Source organism: Halopseudomonas sp. MFKK-1, from assembly GCF_027474385.1.
GTDB lineage: Bacteria > Pseudomonadota > Gammaproteobacteria > Pseudomonadales > Pseudomonadaceae > Halopseudomonas > Halopseudomonas aestusnigri.
The window spans coordinates 2,735,108-2,759,301 of the sequence record NZ_CP114836.1 but is presented as its reverse complement, the minus strand read 5'-3'; the positions used below and the strand labels follow the sequence as shown (position 1 = coordinate 2,759,301).

Genomic DNA, 24,194 nt, shown 5'->3' with positions numbered 1-24,194 from the left:
TCAGCGGAGCGGACGCTGCGCCGCAGGGTAGAGGCAGCCAACGGCGTCTCAGGCGAGTACTCCGACATTCCATGATTAACCATAAAAAAAGGCGCCGAAGCGCCTTTTTTCACATAACCCTGATCGCCCGCTCAGTAGCGCTCGATCTCGGCTTCATTACGTAGTTGCTGCTGGGCAGCTGCAAAGTCCTGCTGACCTGACTGCCCGGCGACAAACAGCGCGAAGGGATCAGAACCGGCGTCCGTGGACTGCACATCTTCGGCAACCGAGACGCCCTTGAGCGCAACCAGCCAGTAACCACCGGCAGCACGCTTGAAGCTGGCGTAGGCAGGCTGATCACCATCCGGCTTGGGCATCGCGAACACGTTGCGCAGAAGTGCCTGATCAATCTGGTTCTCGCCGCGTGTCACAGCTTCATGCTGCTGCCACTCGAGTCCCTGCTGTTCGGCAACCGCTTCGATGCTCAGGGCATCTGCACGCAACTGCTCGATCAACTGTTCTGCCTTCGCCGCCGCAGCCTGCTCGGCCTTGGTGGTGGCAAGTCGTGCACGGATATCATCACGAACATCTGCCAGCGGGCGCTGCTCCGGCGTCAGGTGCTGCTTCACGCGTACAACTGCAACGGTATCGGCATCCAGCTCGATCAGATCGCTGTTGAAGCCGTTGTTCAGCACGTCATCGCTGAACGCCGCATTCATGACCTTCGGGTTCGCTGCCAGACCCTCGCCACCCAGACGCTCGACCGGACCGATGGTCTCGATGGTCAAACCCAGTGCCGCTGCCGGCTCGCTCAGATCGGACGCTTCGTGGGCCAGGTTGGCCAACTGCTGGGACGCTTCCACGAATCGACGCTCAACCTGCTCGACTTTCAGCTCCTGCACCAGTTGATCACGCATCGACTCCAGAGACGGTACCTCCGGCGCCTTGAGATCAGTCAGCTTGATCAGCTGAAAGCCGTAGCTGGTGCGAACCGGCTCGGAAACCTGATCCGCCTGCAGGGCGAACAGCGCATCGTCAAAGGCCTGGTCAAAGCTGCCCTTGACGATATAGCCCAGATCGCCACCATCACGGGAGCTGCCGGTGTCATCAGACATCTCTTCGGCAACCTTGGCAAAATCCTCACCGGCTGCAATACGTGCGGCAGCCTCGTCGATGCGGGCCTTGGCAGCGGCTTCATCGTCACCAACCTCAACCAGAATGTGCGAGGCACGACGCTGCTCGGCCAGGTTGCCGATTTCGCGCTCATACAGCTGCTGAACGGCCTCTTCATCCACCTCGACCTGGTCGAAGAAGTCCTTACGTGCCAGGGTCAGGGTATCCAGCACCACGCGCTCGGGGGTCATGAACTGCTGCGCGTTGGCGGTGTAGAACGCCTCAACTTCGGCATCGCTGACGTCGGCATCGATCTCACCCAGCGGGACGGCCAGCATGGCGAAATCACGCGTCTGGTTTTCCAGGTTGCTGAGCTGGCGCACCTCGACCGGCGTGGCAAACGCAGTAGCTTCGTAGCCGTTACGGAACTGGGTGATCAACAGCTGCTGGCGCACCAGATCACGGAAGGCCATCCGTGAGGGCATACCCATGTTGCGGATCACGATATCAAAGCGGTTGGCGTCAAACTTGCCATCAACCTGAAAATCCGGTGTGCTCAGAATGAGCTGATCGATCATCTGCTCGGAGATTTCGAAGCCGGCTTCCCGGGCGCCCTGAATCAGCACGGACCGCTCGATCATGCTGTCCAGCACGGTGCTGCGCAGAAAGGCTTCGTCGATCATGCTGGGATCAAACTGCCCACCCATCTGCTGAAGTTGCTGCATCAGCTGGCGACGCTGCAGGCTGACCGCCTCTTCCAGCTCAAGCTTGGTAATCGGCTCTCCGTTAACCTCGGCTGCTTCATCGGCCTTGCTGCTGAAGCGGTTGATGGATTCCCACCCTGTCAGCGCAAAAATCAGCACGATGATGCCGACGATCACCTTGGCGACCCAGCTCTGTGCATTGTCCCTCATTTTTTGCAGCATCATGCCCCCAAAGCATCTACAAAGTACGACCCTAAGGCTATCTGCCTCCGGAATGGTTCCGGCGTCGTTTTTTATTTGTCCAACAAACAAAAAAGGCGCATCACATTGATGCGCCTTTCTGCTAACTGTCGGGACCGGCTGGAGACACCATCACTGGCAGCCTGGTTACCGCCCCCGAAACACATCCGAAACGTGCCGAATGTGTCACATCAGATCAGGGACGCGATCAGTTAACGGCGTCCTTCAGAGCCTTGCCAGCCTTGAAGCTGGGGATCTTGGCAGCGCTGATCTCGATCGGCTGGCCGGTCTGCGGGTTGCGACCAGTGCGAGCTGCACGCTCTTTCACTGCGAACGTACCGAAACCTACCAGAACAACCGAATCACCGTCTTTCAGAGCACCGGTGATGGAGTCGATGACGGCGTCCAGAGCACGACCGGCAGCAGCTTTCGGAATATCGGCAGATGCGGCGATAGCATCAATCAGTTCAGACTTGTTCACTCTAAGTCCCCTTATCTAGTTCAATGAGTAGTTAGTCATTATGTAAGCTTTTGGTCTTAGCAAAGCTGTGGCCAGTCAGCATACCTGCTTAGGTCGAAGCCGCTTTATAGCAAGCGGTCAAAAACCGTGTCAAGGAGTGCCATCGGCACTCTGGACGGGTCAGTGAAAGCATCCACAGCGGAATCCATCACCCACCAAACTCTGACGATCCTATCAGTGAGTACTGATGCGTCCCTTTTCATCAGTCTCGCGATTGTCATCCTTTGCCACCATCTCTTCAACCCCTTCTTTCAAGGGCTCCGGCGCGTATTGCAGCGCAATAGCCAACACTTCGTCAATCCATTTCACCGGTTTGATCTCGATATCCTGACGGATCTTCTCCGGAATTTCCTTCAGATCACGTACGTTGTCGTGCGGAATGATCACGGTACGGATACCTCCGCGGTGCGCCGCAAGCAGTTTTTCCTTCAGCCCGCCGATGGGCAGAACCTGCCCGCGCAGCGCGATTTCGCCGGTCATCGCGACATCTGCGCGCACCGGAATCCCGGTCAACGCCGACACCAGCGCGGTGCACATGCCGATACCGGCACTCGGACCATCCTTGGGCGTTGCCCCTTCCGGCACGTGGATGTGAATGTCGTTCTTCTCGTGAAAATCAGCCGCAATACCGAGGCTCGCAGCGCGACTGCGCACCACAGTCAGGGCCGCACTGATCGACTCCTGCATCACGTCACCGAGCGAACCGGTCTTGATCTGGCGGCCCTTGCCGGGCACCACAACCGCTTCCAGACTGAGCAGTTCTCCGCCCACCTGGGTCCAGGCCAGGCCCGTTACCTGACCAACCTGATCACTCTCCTCGGCCAGACCGTACTTGAACTTGCGTACGCCCAGATAATGCTCAAGCAGCGCCTCGTCCAGCACCACCGGCTTGGGCTTGCGCTCGGCAGACTGTTCCTTGACGACCTTGCGACAGACCTTGGCAATCTGGCGCTCCAGGCCACGCACGCCCGCTTCACGGGTGTAGTAGCGAATCAGGTCACGCAGCGATTCCTGGGTGAAGGTCAGCTCGCCCTTTTTCAGCCCGTTGTTCTTGGTCTGCTTGGGCACCAGATAACGCTGGGCAATGTTGATCTTCTCGTCTTCGGTGTAACCCGGAATGCGGATGATCTCCATCCGGTCCAGCAGCGGCGCCGGGATGTTCATCGAGTTGGAAGTACAGATGAACATCACATCCGAGAGATCGTAATCCACCTCCAGATAATGATCGTTGAAGGCGTGATTTTGCTCGGGATCAAGTACTTCCAGCAGCGCTGAAGACGGATCGCCGCGCATGTCCTGCCCCATCTTGTCGATTTCATCGAGCAGGAACAGCGGGTTCTTGACCCCGGCCTTGGTCATTTTCTGAATCAGCTTGCCCGGCATGGAACCAATGTAAGTGCGGCGGTGACCACGAATCTCGGCCTCGTCACGCACGCCACCCAGGGCCATGCGCACAAACTCGCGATTGGTTGCACGCGCCAGCGACTCGCCCAATGACGTCTTGCCGACGCCCGGAGGGCCCACCAGACACAGGACGGGCCCTTTCAGCTTGCGTACCCGCTTCTGCACCGCCAAATACTCGAGAATGCGCTCCTTGACCTCTTCCAGGCCATAGTGATCCTCTTCGAGCACCTTCTCGGCGCGCTGGATGTCGTGCTTGACCTTGGTCGCCTTCTTCCACGGCACCGCGGTCAGCCAGTCAATGTAGGAGCGCACAACCGTGGCCTCAGCCGACATGGGTGACATCATCTTCAGCTTGTTCAGCTCGGCATTGGCCTTGGCCAGCGCCTCTTCACTCATGCCTGCCTCGTCAATCTTGCGACGCAGATCATCAAACTCGCTGTGGCCATCCTCGAGATTACCCATCTCTTTCTGGATAGCCTTCATCTGCTCGTTCAGATAGTACTCGCGCTGACTGCGCTCCATCTGCTTCTTGACCCGGCCACGGATACGCTTCTCGACCTGCAGCAGGTCGATTTCGCCGTCCAGAACACCAAGCACGTGCTCAACCCGGTCACGCAGCGGCAGAATTTCAAGAATCTTCTGTTTTTCATCCAGCTTGAGCGACAGGTGCGCTGCCATGGTGTCAACCAGACGACCAGGTTCTTCAATACTGGACAGCGAAGATACAACCTCGGCCGGTACTTTCTTGCCGAGCTGCACAAACTGCTCAAACTGACTCATCAGGCTGCGCACCAGCACCTCGGCCTCGCGCTCATCCAGCGCCGAGTCATCCAGCAACTCGACCTCGGCACGCTGATAGCTGCCAATATCGTCGAGTTCGGTAATACGGGCCCGGCGTTCACCCTCAACCAGCACCTTCACCGTGCCGTCAGGCAGCTTGAGCAGCTGCAGGATGGTCGCCAGGGTGCCCATCTCGTAAAGGCCGTCGCGGCCCGGATCGTCATCACCCGGGTCCCGCTGGGCAACCAGCAGCACTTGCTTGTTGGCCGACATGGCGGCGTCGAGCGCCTGAATGGATTTGTCACGCCCGACAAACAGCGGGATGACCATATGCGGATAAACCACTACGTCGCGCAGTGGCAGGAGCGGGAATTCGCTAGAAGTCGTCATGGCAGAGGCTCGCTCGATGAAGGGTACCCTGCAATGCGGCACCGATACGTGTAGATGTCATGGATTCAACATGGGGGCTGCTGCGGAAAATTACAAGCGCGGAAACGGCATCAATGACAATCCGGTTGCAGAACCGCAACCCGAAAACAACAACGCCGCCCGAGGGCGGCGCTGCAGCATCGACGATCAGTCTTCCGGCACGGCCTTGGGCGGCTGTTCCGGTGTTTCGTAGATCAGCAACGGCTTGGCGTCGCCGCTGATGACGTTTTCATCGATGACCACCTTGCTGACGTTTTCAGCAGAGGGGATTTCATACATGGTTTCCAGCAGCACGCTCTCCAGAATGGAGCGCAGGCCACGGGCGCCAGTCTTGCGTTCCAGCGCACGGGAGGCGATTGCCTTCAGCGCATCGTTACGGAACTCCAGCTCAACACCTTCCATGTCGAACAGGCGCGCATACTGTTTGGTCAGCGCGTTCTTCGGCTCTGTCAGAATCTGGATCAATGCCTCTTCATCCAGCTCGTTCAGCGTTGCGATGACCGGCAGACGACCAACGAACTCGGGGATCAGACCGAAACGCACCAGATCGTCCGGCTCAACATCTTTCAGGGTATCCCCGACCTTCTTGCCGCCGTCCTTGCTGCGAACGGTTGCATTGAAGCCGATACCGCTCTTCTCGGAGCGATCACGGATGACCTTTTCCAGCCCGGCAAACGCACCACCGCAGATAAACAGGATGTTGCGGGTATCTACCTGCAAAAACTCCTGCTGCGGATGCTTGCGTCCACCTTGCGGCGGAACAGACGCAACAGTACCTTCGATCAGCTTCAGCAGCGCCTGCTGAACACCTTCACCCGACACGTCACGCGTGATGGACGGGTTATCGGACTTGCGCGAAATCTTGTCGATTTCGTCGATGTAGACAATACCCATCTGGGCCTTCTCGACATCGTAATCGCACTTCTGCAGCAGTTTCTGAATGATGTTTTCAACATCTTCACCAACGTAGCCGGCTTCAGTCAGTGTCGTGGCGTCGGCAATGGTGAACGGCACGTTCAACAGGCGTGCGAGCGTCTCGGCCAGCAGCGTCTTGCCGGAACCGGTCGGGCCGATGAGCAGAATATTGCTCTTGCCCAGCTCGACATCATCCTTGCCCTGGCGCTGATTCAGCCGCTTGTAGTGGTTGTAGACCGCAACAGACAACACTTTCTTGGCTCGCTGCTGACCAATCACGTACTGGTCCAGAATCGAGCAGATTTCGACCGGCGTCGGCAGCTTCTGCTGACTGCTCTCGGTCTGACTTTCCTGTACTTCCTCGCGAATGATGTCGTTGCACAGGTCAACGCACTCATCGCAGATAAACACGGAGGGGCCGGCAATCAGCTTGCGCACTTCATGCTGGCTCTTGCCGCAGAAGGAGCAATACAGCAACTTGCCGTTGTCGTCGCCCTTCCCAGTCATATCGGTCATCGAAAACCCCTACTCTTGAATCGCTCTCGAATACAAAGATGGGGGCATTGGCCCCACTTTGCAAGTGCGATCCGATCAACTTGCACCGGCCACACGGCCCCGCGCCAGCCTCAGGGAGGGACACGGAGCACAGGGCAAGCCGGCGTTAAACAGCGTTTACTCGGCGCCGGCGCGCGACTCCAGAACCTGGTCGATGAGACCGTACTCGACCGCCTCGGCACCACTCATGAAGCGATCACGATCGGTGTCGCGGGCAATCACGTCCAGCGGCTGACCGGTATGGTCCGCCAGCACCTTGTTCAGGCGCTCGCGAATGAACAGGATCTCGCGGGCATGGATCTCGATGTCAGACGCCTGACCCTGGAAACCGCCCAGCGGCTGGTGAATCATCATCCGCGCGTGCGGCAGGCAGAAGCGCTTGCCGGCAGCGCCGCCAGCCAGCAACAGTGCACCCATGCTGCACGCCTGACCAATGCACAGGGTGCTGACGTTCGGCTTGATGAACTGCATGGTGTCGTAGATCGCCATGCCAGCCGTCACGGAACCGCCCGGAGAGTTGATATACAGATGGATGTCCTTGTCGGGGTTTTCCGATTCAAGGAACAGCAGCTGCGCCACGACCAGGTTGGCCATGTAATCTTCCACCTGACCCACGAGGAAGATGACGCGCTCTTTCAGCAGCCGCGAATAAATGTCATAGGAACGTTCGCCCCGAGCAGACTGCTCGATCACCATCGGGACCAGACCGCCTGCGGCCTTCACGTCTGGGGGCAACTGCATAAAGCTGTTTTGGGTCATGGATTCCTGTCACTCCGAATGTGCTAGTCGCAAAAACACACAAGCCAGCCCGAAGGCTGGCTTGCGTTGACGGAAAGCGGCAGCGAATTACTCGTCTGCTTTAGCTTCCTCGGCCTCACCAGCTTCAACCTGAGCAGGTTGTGCCGGCTTCACGGCCTCTTCATAAGCGACTTTCTTATCAGTCACTTGCGCCTTCTGCAGCACAGTATCCACGACTTGTTCTTCCAGCACAACCGACTGGATTTCACCCAGCTGCTGCTCATTCTGGTAGTACCAGTTAACGACCTGCTCCGGCTCCTGGTAAGCAGAGGCCAGCTCTTCAACCATGGCGCGAACGCGATCGTTGTCCGGCTTGATGTCGTTTTGCTTGACCACTTCAGCCACGATCAGGCCCAGGCTGACGCGACGCTTGGCCTGCTCCTCGAACAGCTCGGCCGGCAGCTGGCTGGCCTGAATGTTGGCACCGCCAAACTGCTGAACAGCCTGCTCGCGCAGACGATCGATTTCGTTGCTGATCAGCGCCTTCGGCACCTCAACGGTGTTGGTCTTCAGCAGACCGTCCATGACCTGGCCCTTGACCTTGGTCTTGATCGCCTGACGCAGCTCACGCTCCATGTTCTTGCGAACTTCGGCGCGGAAGCCTTCCAGACCACCTTCGTTCACACCGAACTGGGCGAAGAACTCGTCGTTCAGCTCCGGCAGAGCCGGCGCAGCAACTGCTTGAACGGTCGTTTCGAACTCGGCAGCCTTACCGGCCAGATCCAGGTTCTGATAATCCTCAGGGAAGGTGACGTTCAGAGTCAGGCTGTCGCCTGCCTTGGCACCGACCAGGCCTTCTTCAAAGCCCGGAATCATGCGGCCGGAACCCAGAACCAGAGTGGTGCCATTGGCAGTGCCGCCCTGGAAGGCTTCGCCGTCGATCTTGCCAACGAAGTCGATGGTAACCTGGTCGCCATTCTCGGCAGCACGCTCAACCGCTTCAAAGCGGGTGTTCTGCTTGCGCAGGGTTTCCAGCATGGTGTCGACGTCAGCTTCGGTCACTTCGGACTCGGGACGTTCAACGCTGATAGCCTCGAAACCGGCCAGAGTGACTTCCGGGTAGACTTCGAAGGTGGCAACGTATTCGAAATCCTTGCCAGCTTCCATGCTCTTGGGCTCAACGCTCGGCGCACCGGCCGGGTTCAGCTTTTCCTGCATGATGGCTTCGTAGAAAGAGGACTGGATCACTTCGCCGATAACTTCCTGATGAGCGGAAGCACCGAAGCGCTTGCGGATAACGCTCATCGGCACCTTGCCAGGACGGAAACCATCAACGCGGGCGCGCTTGGCGGTCTGCTGCAGACGCTTGTTGACCTCGTTTTCAATACGATCGGCAGGAATGCCTACGGTCATACGGCGCTCGAGGCCGGAAGTGGTTTCAACCGAAACTTGCATGGATAGTCCTCGTTCAACAGACAAAGAAAATGGTTATTGGTAGATTCCAAAGGGACGACATTCTAGTCGCTTGAATGGCAGAAGTCATCACCGCAACGATAAAGCGCCAAACAACGCCTGCCCACTCACCATCAAGGCCCCATTTCCGAAAAAACGGACCGCTCGCTCGTCTAGCTCAAGCAACCCGACTCACGGCATCGAACACTCGCAAGGAGACCTGCGCTATGGACACCCTCGCTACCCCGCTCACAACCATGGCCCTGCTTGCCTGTGCTTACGGCACTCACGAAAAACCCAAGCAGGGAATAAAAACAGTCAAAAAGAAGTGAGCGAAATCCACGAACGCCAGAAACCAAAAACCGCCCTTGCGAGGCGGTTTTTTGCTGAAGCCATCGGACATGCATCAATCCGACTAAAAGATGGTGCGGACGGGGAGACTCGAACTCCCACACCTCGCGGCGCCAGAACCTAAATCTGGTGTGTCTACCAATTTCACCACGTCCGCTTTGCAGCGCTTCAAACGAAAACGCCAGGCAGAGCCTGGCATTTTCTTGAATAAGTGGGGTGGACGATGGGGATCGAACCCACGACAACAGGAGTCACAATCCTGTGCTCTACCAACTGAGCTACGCCCACCACTACATGCTTCTCGACCACGCAGCCTTGCCTTAATGGCACGCCCGGCAGGACTCGAACCTGCGACCATCCGCTTAGAAGGCGGATGCTCTATCCAGCTGAGCTACGGGCGCCCTGTGCATTCTTTCGCCCGTTAGGACTGAGATTCCGAATCAACTTGTGACGCTAATTCGGTGCTGCCTGGTCGCCTTCCAAACCGGTGTCGCTGTGTTTGTGAAGCGGGGCGAATAATACTTAGCGGCGCCCACCACGTCAACGCTCAGAACAAAAAAATTTAATCACATGAGGAAGTTATCCTGATTCCCTGCACTGACCATCAATAGCCGCATGGCAATTCAGCACAGTCTTCGGGGTTTTCCGACAACCTGCCCTGCTCGCCCTTTTTCCGCGGGGTCCGGCATGCCACAATAGCGCCACTTTTTTCTGCGTCAGGAACCCCATGAACGCCCAACTCATTGATGGCAAGCAGATTGCCGCCAACCTCCGCAAGGAAATCGCCAGTAAAGTTGCCAAACGCAAGCAAAACGGTCTGCGTCTGCCGGGCCTGGCTGTCATCCTGGTCGGCAGTGACCCGGCCTCCCAGGTCTATGTTTCGCACAAGCGCAAGGATTGCGAAGAAGTCGGGTTCCTGTCCCGTTCGCATGACCTGCCGGCGACCACCAGCCAGCAGGAGCTGCTCGACCTGATCGACCACCTGAACGACGATCCGGAAATCGACGGCATTCTGGTCCAGCTGCCGCTGCCGGCCCACCTGGAGGCCTCGCAGCTGCTGGAGCGCATCCGCCCCGACAAGGATGTGGACGGCTTCCACCCCTATAACATCGGCCGCCTGGCCCAGCGCATGCCACTGCTGCGCCCCTGCACGCCAATGGGTATCGTGCGCCTGCTCAAGAGCACTGGTGCCGACCTGTACGGCATGGACGCAACCGTCGTTGGCGCCTCCAATATCGTCGGCCGACCCATGGCGCTGGAGCTGCTGCTGGCTGGCTGCACCACTACTGTGACTCACCGCTTTACCAAGAATCTGGAAGACCACATTCGCCGCTCCGACCTGGTGGTGGTTGCCGCCGGCAAGCCCGGACTGGTAAAGGGCGAATGGATCAAACCGGGCGCGATCGTGATTGATGTGGGTATCAACCGCATGGACGACGGCCGCCTGGTTGGCGACGTGGAGTTCGGCCCGGCCGCCGAGCGCGCCAGCTGGATCACGCCGGTGCCGGGCGGCGTAGGCCCGATGACCCGTGCCTGCCTGCTGGAAAACACCCTGCACGCCTGCGAGCATCTGCACAGCTGAGCAGACTGCTGCCGCAGACAGAAAAACGCCCGGCCAGTGCCGGGCGTTTTTGTGTGCGCGCAGACGGTCAGAGCGAGCCGGTCATGCCGCCATCCACCGGCAGATTGATGCCGTTGATATAGGAAGCCGCTGGCGAGGCGAGAAAACCGACGGCATTGGCAAACTCGGCCGGCTCGGCAAAACGCCCTACCGGCACGCTGGCCGCCATGGCCTTGGCAACCTGTTCTGTCGACCGCTCGCTGCGGGCGGCGGTGTTGGCAATCAGGCTGTCCAGCCTGGGCGTTTGAGTCAACCCGGGCAGCACGTTGTTGACGGTAATGCCGTCGGCGGCCAGCTCGGACGCCAGGGTTTTGGCCCAGTTGGCGACAGCAGCCCGCACGGTGTTGGACACCCCGAGATTGGCCAACGGTTGCTTGACCGAAGTAGACAGCACATTGAGGATGCGCCCGTAACCGGCTTCGCGCATACCCGGCAGCAGGTGCCGGAGGATAACCTGCGCGTGCACCATGTGCTGCGTGAGTGCTGCGGCATAGGCGTCGGGCTCGGCATCGCTGGCGCGCCCGGGCGCCGGGCCACCGGTGTTGTTGAGCCAGATGTGGATGACCCCGCCCCGCTCCAGTTCGTTGACCAGCGCGAGTGTCAGCGCCGCGCGATCATGGGCATCCACCGCCAGTACACTGTGGCGCTGCCCGTGCCCGGTTGCCAGGCTAGCGCGTACCGACTGCAATTTGTCGAGCGAACGGGCCAGCAATACCACCTCTGCGCCCTGCTCGGCCAATTGACGGGCACAGGCCTCGCCCAGCCCCTGACTTGCACCACAGACCAGCGCACGCCGGCCCGACAGATTCAGATTCATGCAATTGCTCCACCGCGTTACCAGAGTCAAGCGAGCCTAGCACGCGGCACAGCTCAGCACATCAGAACGCGTCGCCGGGCACCCGGACGTTGCCTTCCATCAGGATCCGCGCGCTGCGGCTCATGATGGCTTTGGTGACGACCCACTGACCGTCGACCTGTTTGGCTTCAGCGCCAACGCGCAGCGACCCGGACGGGTGACCAAAGCGCACGGCTTCGCGCTCACCACCACCGGCAGCCAGGTTGACCAGCGTGCCCGGAATGGCTGCTGCGGTGCCGATGGCGACCGCGCAGGTGCCCATCATGGCGTGGTGCAGTTTGCCCATGGACAGGGCGCGCACCAGCAGATCAACATCCGACGCCTCGATCTGCTTGCCACTGGAAGCCTGATAGGTCTTGGGCGGCGAGACGAAGGCAATCTTTGGCGTGTGCTGACGCTTGGCGGCTTCTTCCGGCGTTTTGATCAACCCCATACGCAGCGCACCGGCGATACGAATCTGCTCGAAACGCGCCAGCTGAGCCGGATCACTGTTGATGTCTTCGCGCAGCTCGGTGCCCTGGTAGCCGATGTCTTCGGCATTGACGAACACCGTCGGGATACCCGCGGTGATCATGGTCGCCTTGAAGGTGCCGACACCGGGCACTTCGAGGTCGTCGACCAGATTGCCGGTGGGGAACATCGAACCACCCTCTTCACCGTCGTCGGACGGATCAAGGAACTCCAGTACGATTTCGGCCGCCGGGAAGGTCACGCCATCCAGTTCGAAATCACCGGTTTCCTGCACTTCACCGTTGGTGATCGGCACATGGGCGATGATGGTCTTCTGAATATTGGCTTGCCAGATGCGGACCACACAGATGCCGTTATCCGGAATCCGCGCCGGGTCTACCAGACCTGCGTGAATGGCAAAGGCACCCGCAGCGGTCGACAGGTTGCCGCAGTTGCCGCTCCAGTCAACGAAGGCACTGTCTATCGAGACCTGACCATAGAGATAATCGACGTCGTGCTCGGGCTGGCTGCTTTTCGACAGAATCACGCACTTGGAGGTCGACGAAGTGGCGCCGCCCATGCCGTCGATGTGCGCACTGTAGGGATCGGGGCTGCCGATCACGCGCATGAACAGCTTGTCACGCGCCTCACCCGGCACCTGGCAGCGCTCGGGCAAATCCTGCAGGCGGAAGAACACGCCTTTACTGGTACCGCCACGAATGTAGGTGGCGGGAATTTTGACTTGGGCTGCATGAGCCATGAAAACGTCTCCTGAAAAGAACACCGGGGCGCAAGCGCCCCGGTACTGGATCAACCTTGCTCTGACTCAAGGAAGTCCTTGGCGAAGCGCTGCAGCACCCCACCTGCCTTGTACACGCTGACATCGGCAGCGGTATCCAGACGGCAGGTGACCGGCACCTCTACCACCTCACCATTGCGGCGATTGATCACCAGGGTCAGATCGCAGCGCGGCGATACTTCACCCTTGATGTCATAGGTCTCGGTGCCGTCCAGGCCCAGCGTCAGGCGGGTAGTACCCGGCTTGAACTCGACCGGCAGCACACCCATGCCCACCAGGTTGGTGCGGTGAATGCGCTCGAAGCCTTCGGCCACGATCACTTCAACACCCGCCAGGCGCACGCCCTTGGCCGCCCAGTCACGGGACGAGCCCTGACCGTAGTCGGCACCGGCGATGATGATCAGGTTCTGCTTGCGGTTCATGTAGGTTTCGATCGCTTCCCACATGCGCATGACCTGGCCTTCCGGCTCAACACGGGCCAGCGAGCCCTTCTTCACCTGACCATCCACCACGGCCATTTCGTTGACCAGTTGCGGGTTGGCGAAGGTCGCGCGCTGCGCAGTCAGGTGGTCACCACGGTGGGTAGCGTAGGAGTTGAAGTCCTCTTCCGGCAGGCCCATCTTGTGCAGGTACTCACCCGCCGCCGAGTCCATCAGAATCGCGTTGGACGGCGACAGGTGATCGGTGGTGATGTTGTCCGGCAGGATCGCCAGCGGACGCATCCCCTTGAGCGTGCGCTCACCAGCCAGTGCGCCTTCCCAGTACGGCGGACGACGGATGTAGGTCGACATCGGGCGCCAGTCGTACAGCGGGCTTTCGGCTTCCTGCACGCTGCCCAGATCGAACATCGGGATGTAGATCTGGCGGAACTGCTCCGGCTTGACGCTGGAGGCCACGATGGCGTCGATCTCTTCGTCGCTCGGCCACAGGTCTTTCAGGGTGACCGGATTGCCGTCCTTGTCGGTGCCCAGCACGTCCTGCTCGATGTCGAAACGCACGGTACCGGCGATGGCGTAAGCCACAACCAGCGGCGGCGACGCCAGGAACGCCTGTTTGGCGTACGGGTGGATACGGCCGTCGAAGTTACGGTTACCGGACAGCACCGCAGTGGCGTACAGGTCACGGTCGATGATTTCCTGCTGGATCTTCGGATCCAGCGCACCGGACATACCGTTACAGGTGGTGCAGGCGTAGGCAACGATACCGAAGCCCAGCTTCTCCAGCTCCGGCAGCAGACCGGCTTCTTCCAGGTACAGCTTGGCAACCTTGGAACCCGGTGCGAAGGAGGTTTTCACCCACGGCTTGCGGACCAGACCCAGGTCGTTGGCTTTCTTGGCCAGCAGACCGGCGGCCACGACGTTGCGCGGGTTGGAGGTGTTGGTGCAGCTGGTGATGGCGGCGATGATCACCGCGCCATCGGGCATCAGGCCCTGGGCTTCTTCACCCTTGCCGGCTTCCCACTTGGCTTCGTCGGAAATGCCACGCTCGGCCAGTGCCGAGGTCGGCAGGCGACGGTGCGGGTTTGACGGGCCAGCCATGTTACGCACGACGGTGCCCAGATCGAAGCGCAGCACGCGCTCGTACTCGGCGGTCTTCAGCGCATCACTCCACAGCCCCAGCTCCTTGGCATAGGTCTCGACCAGTGCCACCTGCTCGGGCTCGCGACCGGTCAGCTTGAGGTAGTCGATGGTCTGGCCGTCGATGTAGAACATCGAAGCGGTGGCACCGTACTCGGGGCACATGTTGGAGATGGTCGCACGGTCGCCGATGGTCAGGCTGTCTGCACCCTCGCCGAAGAACTCGACGTAGGCACCAACCACCCGCTCCTGACGCAGGAACTCGGTCAGCGCCAGAACGATGTCGGTCGCGGTGATACCCGGCTGACGCTTGCCGGTCAGCTCGACACCGACGATATCGGGCAGGCGCATCATCGACGGGTGACCCAACATCACGGTTTCGGCTTCCAGACCACCGACACCGATGGCGATCACGCCCAGCGCGTCAACGTGCGGCGTGTGCGAGTCAGTACCAACGCAGGTGTCGGGGAAGGCCACGCCTTCACGCGCCTGAATCACCGGGCTCATCTTCTCCAGGTTGATCTGGTGCATGATGCCGTTACCGGCCGGGATCACGTCGACGTTCTTGAACGCGGTCTTGGTCCACTCGATAAAGTGGAAGCGGTCTTCGTTGCGACGATCTTCGATGGCGCGGTTCTTCTCGAACGCATCCGGGTCGAAACCGGGCGCTTCAACGGCCAGCGAGTGGTCAACGATCAGTTGGGTCGGCACCACCGGGTTGACCTTGGACGGGTCACCACCCTTCTCGGCGATGGCGTCACGCAGACCGGCCAGATCGACCAGTGCGGTTTGACCGAGAATGTCGTGACAGACAACGCGCGCCGGATACCAGGGGAAGTCCAGATCGCGCTTGCGGTAAACCAGCTGCTCCAGCGATGCGGTCAGGTCCGCCGGATCGCAGCGACGTACCAGCTGCTCGGCCAGCACGCGAGAGGTATAGGGCAGCTTGGCCCAGGCACCGGCCTGGATCGCTTCAACCGCCTCTTTGGCGTCGAAGTAATCCAGCTGGGTACCCGGCAGGGCTTTGCGGAATTGGGTATTCATCTTACTTGCGATCCTTGAGTGCCACGAACGGCACATCTTCTGGGCCAACGTAGTTGGCGCTCGGACGAATAATCTTGCCGTCGATACGCTGCTCGATCACGTGGCTGGACCAGCCAGCGGTACGGGCAATCACGAACAGCGGGGTGAACATCGCGGTGGGCACGCCCATCATGTGGTAGCTCACGGCGCTGAACCAGTCGAGATTGGGGAACATCTTCTTGATTTCCCACATCACGCTTTCCAGACGCTCGGCGATGTCATACATCTTGGTGTTGTTCTGCTCGGCAGACAGCTGGCGAGCGACTTCCTTGATCACCTTGTTGCGCGGGTCGGAAACGGTGTAAACCGGGTGACCGAAGCCGATCACAACTTCCTTCTTCTCGACGCGGGCACGGATGTCGGCCTCAGCCTCATCCGGGTTGTCGTAGCGCTTCTGGATCTCGAAGGCGACTTCGTTGGCGCCGCCGTGCTTCGGACCACGCAGCGCGCCGATCGCACCGGCGATGCATGAATGCATGTCGGAGCCGGTACCGGCGATCACACGGCTGGTAAAGGTAGAGGCGTTGAACTCGTGCTCGGCGTACAGGTTGAGGCTGGTGTGCATGGCACGCACCCAGGACTCACGCGGCTTCTCACCGTGCAGCAGGTGCAGGAAGTGACCGCCGATGGAGTCGTCGTCGGTCTCGACGTCGATGCGCTTGCCGTTGTGGCTGAAGTGGTACCAGTACAGCAGCATGGACCCAAAAGAAGCCATCAGCTTATCGGCAATATCACGCGCACCCGGGTGGTTGTGATCGTCCTTCTCGGGGGACACACAGCCCAGAACGGACACACCGGTACGCATCACATCCATCGGGTGGGCAGACGGCGGCAGCTGCTCGAGGGCAGCCATGACCGCAGCCGGCAGGCCGCGCAGCGCTTTCAGCTTGGCCTTGTAGCCAGTCAGCTCGGCGATGGTCGGCAGCTTGCCGTGCACCAGCAGGTGGGCGATTTCTTCGAATTCGCAGGTGGTGGCGACATCCAGGATATCGTAGCCACGGTAGTGCAGATCGTTACCGCTGCGACCGACGGTGCACAGCGCGGTGTTGCCGGCAGCCGTGCCGCTCAGGGCAACAGACTTCTTCGGCTTGAAAGTCGGGGTCTCGGTGTTGGACGTCATGCGTTGGTCTCCTCACGGATCGTTCTTATAGATGAATGACGGCCCCGCCTGCGCGGGGCCAATACCGGGATTTACTTCTTGCCGGCAGCAAACAGGGCGTCGAGCTTCTGCTCGAACGCGTGATAACCGATGCGATCGTACAGCTCGGCACGGGTCTGCATGGTGTCGATCACGTTCTGCTGATGGCCTTCGGTACGAATGGCGTTGTACACATTCTCGGCAGCCTTGTTGGCAGCGCGGAAGGCAGACAGCGGGTACAGCTGAATGGCAACGCCTACCGAGGCCAGCTCTTCACGGGTAAACAGCGGCGTCGCACCGAACTCGGTGATGTTGGCCAGGATCGGCACGTTCAGCTCTTTCACGAAGCGCTCGTAGGTGGGCAGATCATAGGCGGCTTCAGCGAAGATGCCGTCGGCGCCTGCTTCAACGTAGGCCTTGCAGCGCTCGATGGCCGCATCTACACCTTCGGCCTGGATGGCGTCGGTACGGGCGATCAGGAAGAAGTCCGGATCGGTCCTGGCGTCGGCAGCGGCTTTGACGCGGTCAACCATCTCCTCGGTGGAGACGATTTCCTTGCCCGGACGGTGACCGCAGCGCTTGGCGCCGACCTGGTCTTCGATGTGGGCAGCAGCTGCGCCAGCCTTGATCAGGCTCTTGACGGTACGCTCGATGTTGAACGCGCTCGGGCCAAAGCCGGTGTCGATGTCGACCAGCAGCGGCAGGTCGCAGACGTCAGTGATGCGACGCACGTCGATCAGCACGTCTTCCAGAGTGTTGATACCCAGATCCGGCAGACCCAGCGAACCGGCAGCGACACCGCCACCCGACAGGTAGATAGCCTGGAAACCGGCGCGCTTGGCCAGCAGCGCGTGGTTGGCGTTAATGGCACCGATAATCTGCAGCGGACTTTCGGCGGCGAGTGCTTCGCGGAAACGTTTACCCGGGGTTTTCGACATCAGACTGTTCCTCCTGAGGAAGTGACAGCATCGCCCTGCTCCTGCAGTCGACGCTCGATGTTGCGGCGTGATGCGCTGATATGACGGCGCATCAGCATTTCCGCCAGCTCGCCATCGCGGTCGGCGATGGCCTGAATAATATTGTGGTGCTCGGCAAAGGCCTGCTTCGGCCGTTTGGGGGTGGTCGAGAAGCGGTAGCGGTACATGCGTACCAGCTGATAGAGCTCATCGCAGAGCATGTGACTCAGGGTGCGGTTCTTGCTCCCCTGCACGATCAGATAGTGGATATCCAGATCGCCTTCCTGCTGATAGTAGGACTTGTTGGCCTTGAGCCCGCTGTGTTGCTCATGCATGGCGAGCACATCGCGCAGCGCGGCGATCTCGTCAGCGGTCATGTTCTGCGCGGCCAGCCGGCAGGCCATGCCCTCCAGCGCTTCACGAACGTGATACAGCTCAATCAGTTCAGCGTAGTCGAGGGACACGACCCGCACCCCGGCATGGGGAATGCGTACCACCAGACGACGCCCCTCAAGCCGGCGAATCGCCTCACGCAACGGCCCGCGACCAATACCAAAGGTCGTGGACAGATACTGCTCGCTGATACGGGTGCCCGGGGCAATCTCGCCCTTTACGATCGCTGCCTGGATACGCTCGAACGCTCCATCTGACAGCGTTTGTGCAGGCCCCTCAAGGGTCGCCTCAGTCAATTGTCTACAATCCTGTTTACCAAGTTGAAAACGGATTGAATTTTGCGCCCCAAAACAACGGATTGTCAACAATCCGCCAAGTTATCCGGGTTGAACTATGCTCAATTGACGGTTTCGTCGGAATCCTGCCAACAATCCGACGGAACCCGAGGCTTTAATAAAGGTCTGCCAGAGGCCGCAAAAAAAGGGGGCCGGGGGTATCTACGAGCGGCCGTGCGCGCATGCTAAGATGCCGCCAGCCTGCCGCGCCTGCCGGAGTGCCATACAGACAGGCCGCCCTACAACAGTTGTTGAGATAACTATGCAATCAATAAATCTGCACCTGAAGATCCTGATCGCCACGCTGGTTGCCCTCGGCGTACTCATTACCGGTTACCAGATCTATGTCCTTGATATTCCGGTTACCGAGGATGAAACCGACGATATCTGGAGCCTCGATGCGAAAGTAGAGTTTCGCGCTGCTCCCGGCACACCGATCAAGGCGCAGTTTTTCATTCCGCCGCTCGATCAGGAGTACGTCAGCCTGAATGAGAGCTTTATCTCCAACAACTACGGCGTGAGCATCAACAACCAGAAGGGCAACCGTCGGGTTACCTGGTCCTCGCGCCGTGCCAGCGGCACCCAGACTCTCTACTACCGTCTGGTGCTGACCAAGCGCTACAGCGAAGAGCAGGCCAAGGCCGCGCCGCCGCCAACACCGCAACCGGTCCAGCTGGAAGGGCCGGAACAGGTCGCAGCTGACGCGCTGATCAACCCGATTCGCCAGCACTCGGCGGATATCGAGACCTTCATCAGCGAAACCATTCGCCGCGTCAACGACATCACCGACGATAACGTCAAGCTGCTGCTGGCCGGTGGCACCAGCGCAATGGACAAGGCCCGGGTCATCGATCTGCTGCTGTCCAACGCGCGCATCCCGCTGGAGCTGGTACACACCATCCGCCTGGAAAACACCGAAGCGCAGACGCCTGAACTCTGGCTGCGCAGCTACAACGGCGAGCGCTGGCTGTATTTCCACCCGGAAACCGGGCAACAGGGTATTCCCGATAACCGCCTGGTCTGGTGGACCGGCAGTGATCCGCTGCTGGCCCTGGAAGGCGGTCGTCAGGCTAACGTGACCCTTACTGTCAGCAACAGTGAGATGAACGCACTGCGTCTGGCCAAGCTGACCACCCAGAACAGCGCATCGGCGCTGCTCGAATACTCGCTGTATGGCCTGCCGCTGCAATCCCAGCGGGTTTATCAAGTCATGATCATGATCCCGGTCGGCGTGCTGGTGATTCTGATTCTGCGCAACCTGATCGGCATGCAGACACTGGGCACATTCACGCCGGTGCTGATCGCCCTCGCCTTCCGTGAAACCGAGCTGGGCTGGGGTATCGCGCTGTTTACCCTGATCACCGCCCTGGGCCTGTCGCTGCGCTCCTATCTTGAACACCTCAAGCTGCAGATGCTGCCGCGCCTGTCCGTGGTACTGACCTTCGTGGTGCTGGTCATCGCTGCAATCAGTCTGTTCAGCCACAAGCTGGGGCTGGAAAAGGCACTGGCCGTGTCGCTGTTCCCGATGGTGATTCTGACCATGACCATCGAGCGCCTGTCCATCACCTGGGAAGAGCGCGGTGGTGCGCAGTCTCTGAAGGCAGCCGTAGGCACCCTGATTGCCGCGACGCTGGCGCATCTGCTGATGACCATTCCGGAGCTGACCTACTTCGTCTTCACCTTCCCGGCTGTGCTGCTGATTCTGGTGGCCTTCATGCTGGCAATGGGTCGCTACCGCGGTTACCGCCTCACCGAGCTGATGCGCTTCAAGGCGCTGATCAAGAGCTGAGGAGCCGACATGTTTTTCTGGAAAACCTGGAAAGCGCTATCCGACGCCGGTGTGATGGGCATCAACCGGCGTAACGCCGATTACGTGCTCAAGTACAACAAGCGGCACCTGTACCCGGTGGTGGACGACAAGATCCTGACCAAGGAGCGCGCCATCGCCGCCGGCATTCACGTGCCGGAGCTGTACGGCATCATCGAAACCGAGAAAGACTTCGACAAGTTCGACAGTATCGTTGCCAATCATCGCGACTTCGTGATCAAACCGGCGCAGGGCGCAGGCGGCGACGGCATCATCGTCATCGCCGACCGCTTCGAGGGCATGTACAAGACCGTCGGCGGCAAGATCATCAGCCGCGATGAAATCGGCCATCACATCTCCAGCATCCTGTCCGGGCTTTACTCGCTCGGCGGTCACCGCGACCGTGTGCTGATCGAATACCGCGTTACCCCGGACCAGATCTTCAAGAGCATCAGCTACGAAGGTGTGCCGGACATTCGCATCATCTGCCTGATGGGCTACCCGGTCATGGCCATGCTGCGACTGCCGACCCGGCAATCGAACGGCAAGGCCAACCTGCACCAGGGCGCCATCGGTGTAGGGGTCGATCTGGCAACCGGCATCACCCTCAAGGGTACCTGGTTGAACAAGATCATCAGCAAGCACCCGGACACCACCAACGAGGTGGACGGCGTGCAGCTGCCGGACTGGAACGGCTTCATGCGTCTGGCGGCGTCCTGCTATGAGCTGTCGGGCCTGGGCTACATCGGCGTGGATCTGGTGCTGGATCAGGACAAGGGGCCGCTGATTCTGGAGCTCAACGCCCGACCCGGCCTGAACATTCAGATCGCCAACGATGCCGGCCTGACTACCCGCGCGCACATCGTCGAGCGGCATCTCGCCCAATTGAAGAAGGAAGGCCGCGAGGAATCCGTTGAAGAGCGCGTTGCGTTTTCCCAGAAGCACTTCGGCAAACTGCCCAATGCGCCGATGTCCAGCGACGAGGCGAACGCCGGCACCGCATGACCGGAGACACTCCCGCGTATCGGCTGCACGAGCTGCCCTACCAGGCTGATCCGATCCCCCGGCTTGAGTCCGTGCGCGCCCTTGGCGCGCCGGTGCTGCTCGACTCGGCGGACCGGCGCAACCAGCTCGGTCGCTACAGCATCCTTTGTGCAGGCCCGCTGCTGCAGATCATCGATGACCAGCCCGCAGCGCAGGTGCAACAGCACCTGCGCGCAGCCCTGCGACAGCTGGGTCCGGCCCGCTGGCCCGGCGACCTGCGTTTGCCGTTTGGCGCGGGGCTGGTCGGTTACCTGGCCTATGACTACGGTCGCCAGCTGGAGTCCCTGCCCTGCCTCGCGCGGCACGACATTGCTCTGCCGGACCTCAGTTTCGGCCTCTATGACTGGAGCGTAGTCAGCGATCATCAGCTTCAACGCTGCTGGCTGGTCTGCCATCCCCAGGTGCCCAGCGCACGGGAGCAGGCGCTACTCAGACAATTGGACAGCAACGCGGCGCCCAGGCAAGCGTTCTCGCTATGCGAGCCTTTCGCGGCCGAACAAGGCAAGGCACAGTACACTGAGGCCTTCGCCCGGGTTCAGGATTACATTCATGCCGGTGACTGTTATCAGATCAACCTGGCCCAACGGTTCAGCAGCCATTACCAGGGCGATCCGCTCAGCGCCTATTGCGCGCTGCGCGAGCGCAGCCCAACGCCTTTCTCTGCCTATCTGGAAATGGCTGGCGGCACGCTGCTGAGCCTGTCGCCCGAGCGCTTTATCGAAGTGCAGAACGGCCGGGTCGAGACGCGGCCGATCAAGGGTACGCGGCCGCGGGGCAGCACGCCGCAGCAGGATCAAGCGCTGGCCGAAGAACTGCAGCGCTGCGAAAAGGACCGGGCGGAGAACCTCATGATCGTCGACCTGCTGCGTAACGATCTCGGGCGCAGCTGCGAGCCCGGCAGCATTCGGGTACCTGAGCTGTTCAGCCTGGAAAGCTATCCCAACGTGCACCATCTGGTCAGCAGTATCACCGGCCGCCTGCGCAGTGACAGCGATGCCATCGACCTGCTGATGCGCGCCTTCCCCGGCGGGTCGATCACCGGCGCGCCGAAGATTCGCGCCATGCAGATTATCGAGGAGCTGGAACCGGTGCGTCGCAGCCTGTATTGCGGCAGTGTTGGCTACCTTGGCTGCGAAGGCCAGATGGATTTCAATATCGCCATTCGCAGCCTGGTGTGCCACGAGGGCAGCATCTACTGCTGGGGCGGCGGCGGCGTCGTTGCCGACTCCGAACTGGACGCCGAATACCAGGAAACCCTCACCAAGGTTGGCAACCTGCTCGATGCCCTGCAGCCCGGGCACGACAGTTACACCTGATGAGCTTGCCCAGGTAACACCGTGCGCGGTTCAGGCAAGCCGCGTGGCGGCCTGCCCTGTCCTCACCACAACAGCAAGCACAGCACCAGCTTCACGCCGGTGCTGCAGCAGTATCAGCCTCGTCGATCAGCTGTGCATCGGCTGCCATTGACGCCTCCATCCGTTTGCTGTCCGCAACGAAGGAGCGCGCGCCCATCAGCAGCGCTGCCATAGCCGCCAGCAGCGCAACCGGAATAGAGATCATGGCGTCATGCAGCCCCTGCGCCTTGAACAGCTCGTTCATCTCCGCAGCGCCGGCCGCGACCCGGGCCGCCTCGGCAAACTGATCTGACAGCAGGCCGACCACAACCGGCCCCATGCCACCGCCGAGCAGATACAGACAGGCGAAGAACAGGGCCACCGCCGTGCCACGCAGACGCGGCTCGATCACGTCCTGAATGGCGGTGTAAACGCTGGTGAAGTAGTTGTAGGAAAAGAGCCAGCCGATCGAGAACACAGTGATAAACACACCAATCGCAATCTCATCCTGCAGCAACGCATAACCGGTGGCGAGCGCGGAGATCAGCATGCTGATCGCGCCGAACATCAGTCGCCCGGTTGCCCAGCGCTGATGAACCTTGTCGGCAATCCAGCCGCCGGTGACCAGACCGATCAAGCCCGTCACACCCACGATGATGCCGGTGGATACCGCGGCCTGCTGCAACGACAGGTGAAAGTACCGTTGCAGCATCGGCACCATGAACGAGTTGCAGGCGTAGGATGCAAAGTTGTAGGCCAGCCCGGCCAGCGTCAGCCACCAGAAGGTACGCACCGCGAATATCTTGCGCATCGGCTTGTCGACCGGTGCCGCGCTGGTCTTGACCACCTCGGCAGCGCCACGGGCAGGCTCCTTGATCATGAACACGAAGACCGCCAGCACAAGGCCCGGGACAGCAGCAATGTAGAACGGCGCACGCCAGCTGTCGAATGCCTCGACCATAGCGCCAACCGTAAAGAACGCCAGCAGCAACCCAAGCGGCAGCCCCAGCATGAAAATACCCATGGCGCGGGCACGCTTGTGCGCCGGAAACAGGTCACCAATCAGCGAATTTGCCGCAGGTGCATAGCTTGCCTCGCCCACGCCGACACCCATGCGAATGATCAGGAAGCTCCAGAAGTTCCAGGCAGCACCGGTCAGCGCAGTAAAGCCGCTCCAGACCGCCAGGCCCCAGCCCATGATCTTGCGGCGCGAGCCGACGTCAGCCATGCGACCGAGCTGAATGCCGGCCAGCGCATAGATGACCGTAAAGGCCGTACCGCCCAGACCGAGCTGAAAATCACTCAGATCCCACTCCATGCGCAGCGGCTCAATAATGATCGCCGGAATGGTGCGGTCGAAAAAGTTGAACATGTTCGCCAGGAACAGAAGGAAGAGCACACGCCAGGCATTTCTGGCTTGTTGTGGCTGCTGCATGGGCTGACCTCTATTGTTGTTGTAGCGCCTCGCTCTGCTGCGGGCAAAAGCCGTCTGGAACGGGCTTAACAATGAGTCTGTCCGATCGCTGCCGGGTACGAAAGCACTACGCCTGCCGTGATCACGATGCTATCAACGGGGTGAATGGCGGCGTCACCGCAGAGCCCAGCGCCTGGCAGACAGGTA

Annotated in this window: 17 protein-coding genes and 3 tRNA genes; 4 read left to right on the top strand and 16 right to left on the bottom strand. The window is 60.2% G+C overall.

Annotated features, from left to right (window positions below):
• Nucleotides 1-131 precede the first annotated feature (131 nt).
• From O5O48_RS12900 to O5O48_RS12860, 9 genes are all read right to left on the bottom strand, one after another.
• On the bottom strand, nucleotides 132-2,006 hold the full coding sequence (locus O5O48_RS12900) for a SurA N-terminal domain-containing protein (protein ID WP_233049802.1): 1,875 nt from the start codon (nucleotides 2,004-2,006) through the stop codon (nucleotides 132-134).
• Nucleotides 2,007-2,244: 238 nt separating this feature from the next.
• Nucleotides 2,245-2,517 carry a nucleoid-associated protein HU-beta gene (gene hupB, locus O5O48_RS12895; RefSeq protein ID WP_088274022.1) on the bottom strand — a complete coding sequence of 91 codons (273 nt, stop codon included), beginning with the start codon at nucleotides 2,515-2,517 and terminating at the stop codon, nucleotides 2,245-2,247.
• A gap of 213 nt (nucleotides 2,518-2,730) precedes the next feature.
• Nucleotides 2,731-5,130, bottom strand: coding sequence for an endopeptidase La (gene lon, locus O5O48_RS12890; protein ID WP_233049803.1), 2,400 nt, complete (start codon nucleotides 5,128-5,130; stop codon nucleotides 2,731-2,733).
• A 186-nt stretch (nucleotides 5,131-5,316) separates the two neighbouring features.
• Nucleotides 5,317-6,600, bottom strand: a complete 1,284-nt coding sequence (clpX, locus tag O5O48_RS12885; RefSeq protein WP_088274020.1) for an ATP-dependent Clp protease ATP-binding subunit ClpX — start codon at nucleotides 6,598-6,600, stop codon at nucleotides 5,317-5,319.
• 156 nt (nucleotides 6,601-6,756) lie between these two features.
• Complete coding sequence (clpP, locus tag O5O48_RS12880) at nucleotides 6,757-7,398, bottom strand: ATP-dependent Clp endopeptidase proteolytic subunit ClpP (protein ID WP_088274019.1); 642 nt, start codon at nucleotides 7,396-7,398, stop codon at nucleotides 6,757-6,759.
• 87 nt (nucleotides 7,399-7,485) lie between these two features.
• Entirely contained in the window at nucleotides 7,486-8,832 is a 1,347-nt protein-coding gene (gene tig, locus O5O48_RS12875) for a trigger factor (RefSeq protein ID WP_269687229.1), read from the bottom strand.
• Nucleotides 8,833-9,252: 420 nt separating this feature from the next.
• Nucleotides 9,253-9,337 (bottom strand) — tRNA-Leu (locus tag O5O48_RS12870).
• Nucleotides 9,338-9,392: 55 nt separating this feature from the next.
• Nucleotides 9,393-9,468 (bottom strand) — tRNA-His (locus O5O48_RS12865).
• Nucleotides 9,469-9,504: 36 nt separating this feature from the next.
• A tRNA-Arg gene (locus O5O48_RS12860) sits at nucleotides 9,505-9,581 on the bottom strand.
• A 326-nt stretch (nucleotides 9,582-9,907) separates the two neighbouring features.
• Between O5O48_RS12860 and folD the strand changes: the two genes are divergently transcribed.
• On the top strand, nucleotides 9,908-10,762 hold the full coding sequence (folD, locus tag O5O48_RS12855; protein WP_269687228.1) for a bifunctional methylenetetrahydrofolate dehydrogenase/methenyltetrahydrofolate cyclohydrolase FolD: 855 nt from the start codon (nucleotides 9,908-9,910) through the stop codon (nucleotides 10,760-10,762).
• A gap of 67 nt (nucleotides 10,763-10,829) precedes the next feature.
• Here the strand turns inward: folD and O5O48_RS12850 are convergent, their stop codons facing one another.
• The 6 genes from O5O48_RS12850 to O5O48_RS12825 form a co-directional block, all read right to left on the bottom strand.
• Nucleotides 10,830-11,618 (bottom strand): SDR family oxidoreductase, encoded by a 789-nt coding sequence (locus O5O48_RS12850; protein ID WP_269687227.1) that lies wholly within the window; start codon nucleotides 11,616-11,618, stop codon nucleotides 10,830-10,832.
• Nucleotides 11,619-11,679: 61 nt separating this feature from the next.
• Nucleotides 11,680-12,867, bottom strand: a complete 1,188-nt coding sequence (gene prpF / locus O5O48_RS12845; protein ID WP_269687226.1) for a 2-methylaconitate cis-trans isomerase PrpF — start codon at nucleotides 12,865-12,867, stop codon at nucleotides 11,680-11,682.
• 50 nt (nucleotides 12,868-12,917) lie between these two features.
• Nucleotides 12,918-15,527 carry a Fe/S-dependent 2-methylisocitrate dehydratase AcnD gene (acnD, locus tag O5O48_RS12840; RefSeq protein ID WP_233049808.1) on the bottom strand — a complete coding sequence of 870 codons (2,610 nt, stop codon included), beginning with the start codon at nucleotides 15,525-15,527 and terminating at the stop codon, nucleotides 12,918-12,920.
• 1 nt (nucleotide 15,528) lies between these two features.
• A complete protein-coding gene (gene prpC / locus O5O48_RS12835) occupies nucleotides 15,529-16,686 on the bottom strand; it encodes a bifunctional 2-methylcitrate synthase/citrate synthase (protein WP_088274013.1) in 1,158 nt (385 codons plus the stop codon).
• Between the two features lie 71 nt (nucleotides 16,687-16,757).
• Nucleotides 16,758-17,642 (bottom strand): methylisocitrate lyase, encoded by an 885-nt coding sequence (gene prpB, locus O5O48_RS12830; RefSeq protein WP_269687225.1) that lies wholly within the window; start codon nucleotides 17,640-17,642, stop codon nucleotides 16,758-16,760.
• Nucleotides 17,642-18,349 carry a GntR family transcriptional regulator gene (locus tag O5O48_RS12825; RefSeq protein WP_269687224.1) on the bottom strand — a complete coding sequence of 236 codons (708 nt, stop codon included), beginning with the start codon at nucleotides 18,347-18,349 and terminating at the stop codon, nucleotides 17,642-17,644. The genes prpB and O5O48_RS12825 overlap by 1 nt, the downstream gene beginning before the upstream one ends.
• 301 nt (nucleotides 18,350-18,650) lie before the next feature.
• On the opposite strand from O5O48_RS12825, the gene rloB reads away from it, so the two are divergent.
• Genes rloB through pabB form a run of 3 tightly spaced genes read left to right on the top strand, consistent with a single transcriptional unit; the run spans nucleotide 18,651 to nucleotide 22,555 of the window.
• Nucleotides 18,651-20,177 carry an osmotic stress tolerance membrane protein RloB gene (gene rloB, locus O5O48_RS12820; protein WP_228246911.1) on the top strand — a complete coding sequence of 509 codons (1,527 nt, stop codon included), beginning with the start codon at nucleotides 18,651-18,653 and terminating at the stop codon, nucleotides 20,175-20,177.
• A gap of 9 nt (nucleotides 20,178-20,186) precedes the next feature.
• Complete coding sequence (locus tag O5O48_RS12815; protein WP_088274009.1) at nucleotides 20,187-21,200, top strand: alpha-L-glutamate ligase-like protein; 1,014 nt, start codon at nucleotides 20,187-20,189, stop codon at nucleotides 21,198-21,200.
• Complete coding sequence (gene pabB / locus O5O48_RS12810; protein WP_269687223.1) at nucleotides 21,197-22,555, top strand: aminodeoxychorismate synthase component I; 1,359 nt, start codon at nucleotides 21,197-21,199, stop codon at nucleotides 22,553-22,555. Before O5O48_RS12815 ends, pabB begins: the two co-directional genes overlap by 4 nt.
• Nucleotides 22,556-22,646: 91 nt before the next feature.
• Here the strand turns inward: pabB and O5O48_RS12805 are convergent, their stop codons facing one another.
• Nucleotides 22,647-24,008, bottom strand: a complete 1,362-nt coding sequence (locus O5O48_RS12805) for a spinster family MFS transporter (RefSeq protein ID WP_228246909.1) — start codon at nucleotides 24,006-24,008, stop codon at nucleotides 22,647-22,649.
• Between the last annotated feature and the right edge of the window lie 186 nt (nucleotides 24,009-24,194).

What these genes read in the sequence shown, in the direction of transcription:
- O5O48_RS12850 (WP_269687227.1), bottom strand. Translation starts at nt 11,618, where the DNA reads ATGAATCTGAATCTGTCGGGCCGGCGTGCGCTGGTCTGTGGTGCAAGT.
- O5O48_RS12815 (WP_088274009.1), top strand. Translation starts at nt 20,187, where the DNA reads ATGTTTTTCTGGAAAACCTGGAAAGCGCTATCCGACGCCGGTGTGATG.
- rloB (WP_228246911.1), top strand. Translation starts at nt 18,651, where the DNA reads ATGCAATCAATAAATCTGCACCTGAAGATCCTGATCGCCACGCTGGTT.
- clpX (WP_088274020.1), bottom strand. Translation starts at nt 6,600, where the DNA reads ATGACCGATATGACTGGGAAGGGCGACGACAACGGCAAGTTGCTGTAT.
- folD (WP_269687228.1), top strand. Translation starts at nt 9,908, where the DNA reads ATGAACGCCCAACTCATTGATGGCAAGCAGATTGCCGCCAACCTCCGC.
- O5O48_RS12900 (WP_233049802.1), bottom strand. Translation starts at nt 2,006, where the DNA reads ATGAGGGACAATGCACAGAGCTGGGTCGCCAAGGTGATCGTCGGCATC.
- acnD (WP_233049808.1), bottom strand. Translation starts at nt 15,527, where the DNA reads ATGAATACCCAATTCCGCAAAGCCCTGCCGGGTACCCAGCTGGATTAC.
- prpC (WP_088274013.1), bottom strand. Translation starts at nt 16,686, where the DNA reads ATGACGTCCAACACCGAGACCCCGACTTTCAAGCCGAAGAAGTCTGTT.
- tig (WP_269687229.1), bottom strand. Translation starts at nt 8,832, where the DNA reads ATGCAAGTTTCGGTTGAAACCACTTCCGGCCTCGAGCGCCGTATGACC.
- O5O48_RS12805 (WP_228246909.1), bottom strand. Translation starts at nt 24,008, where the DNA reads ATGCAGCAGCCACAACAAGCCAGAAATGCCTGGCGTGTGCTCTTCCTT.
- prpF (WP_269687226.1), bottom strand. Translation starts at nt 12,867, where the DNA reads ATGGCTCATGCAGCCCAAGTCAAAATTCCCGCCACCTACATTCGTGGC.
- clpP (WP_088274019.1), bottom strand. Translation starts at nt 7,398, where the DNA reads ATGACCCAAAACAGCTTTATGCAGTTGCCCCCAGACGTGAAGGCCGCA.
- prpB (WP_269687225.1), bottom strand. Translation starts at nt 17,642, where the DNA reads ATGTCGAAAACCCCGGGTAAACGTTTCCGCGAAGCACTCGCCGCCGAA.
- pabB (WP_269687223.1), top strand. Translation starts at nt 21,197, where the DNA reads ATGACCGGAGACACTCCCGCGTATCGGCTGCACGAGCTGCCCTACCAG.
- lon (WP_233049803.1), bottom strand. Translation starts at nt 5,130, where the DNA reads ATGACGACTTCTAGCGAATTCCCGCTCCTGCCACTGCGCGACGTAGTG.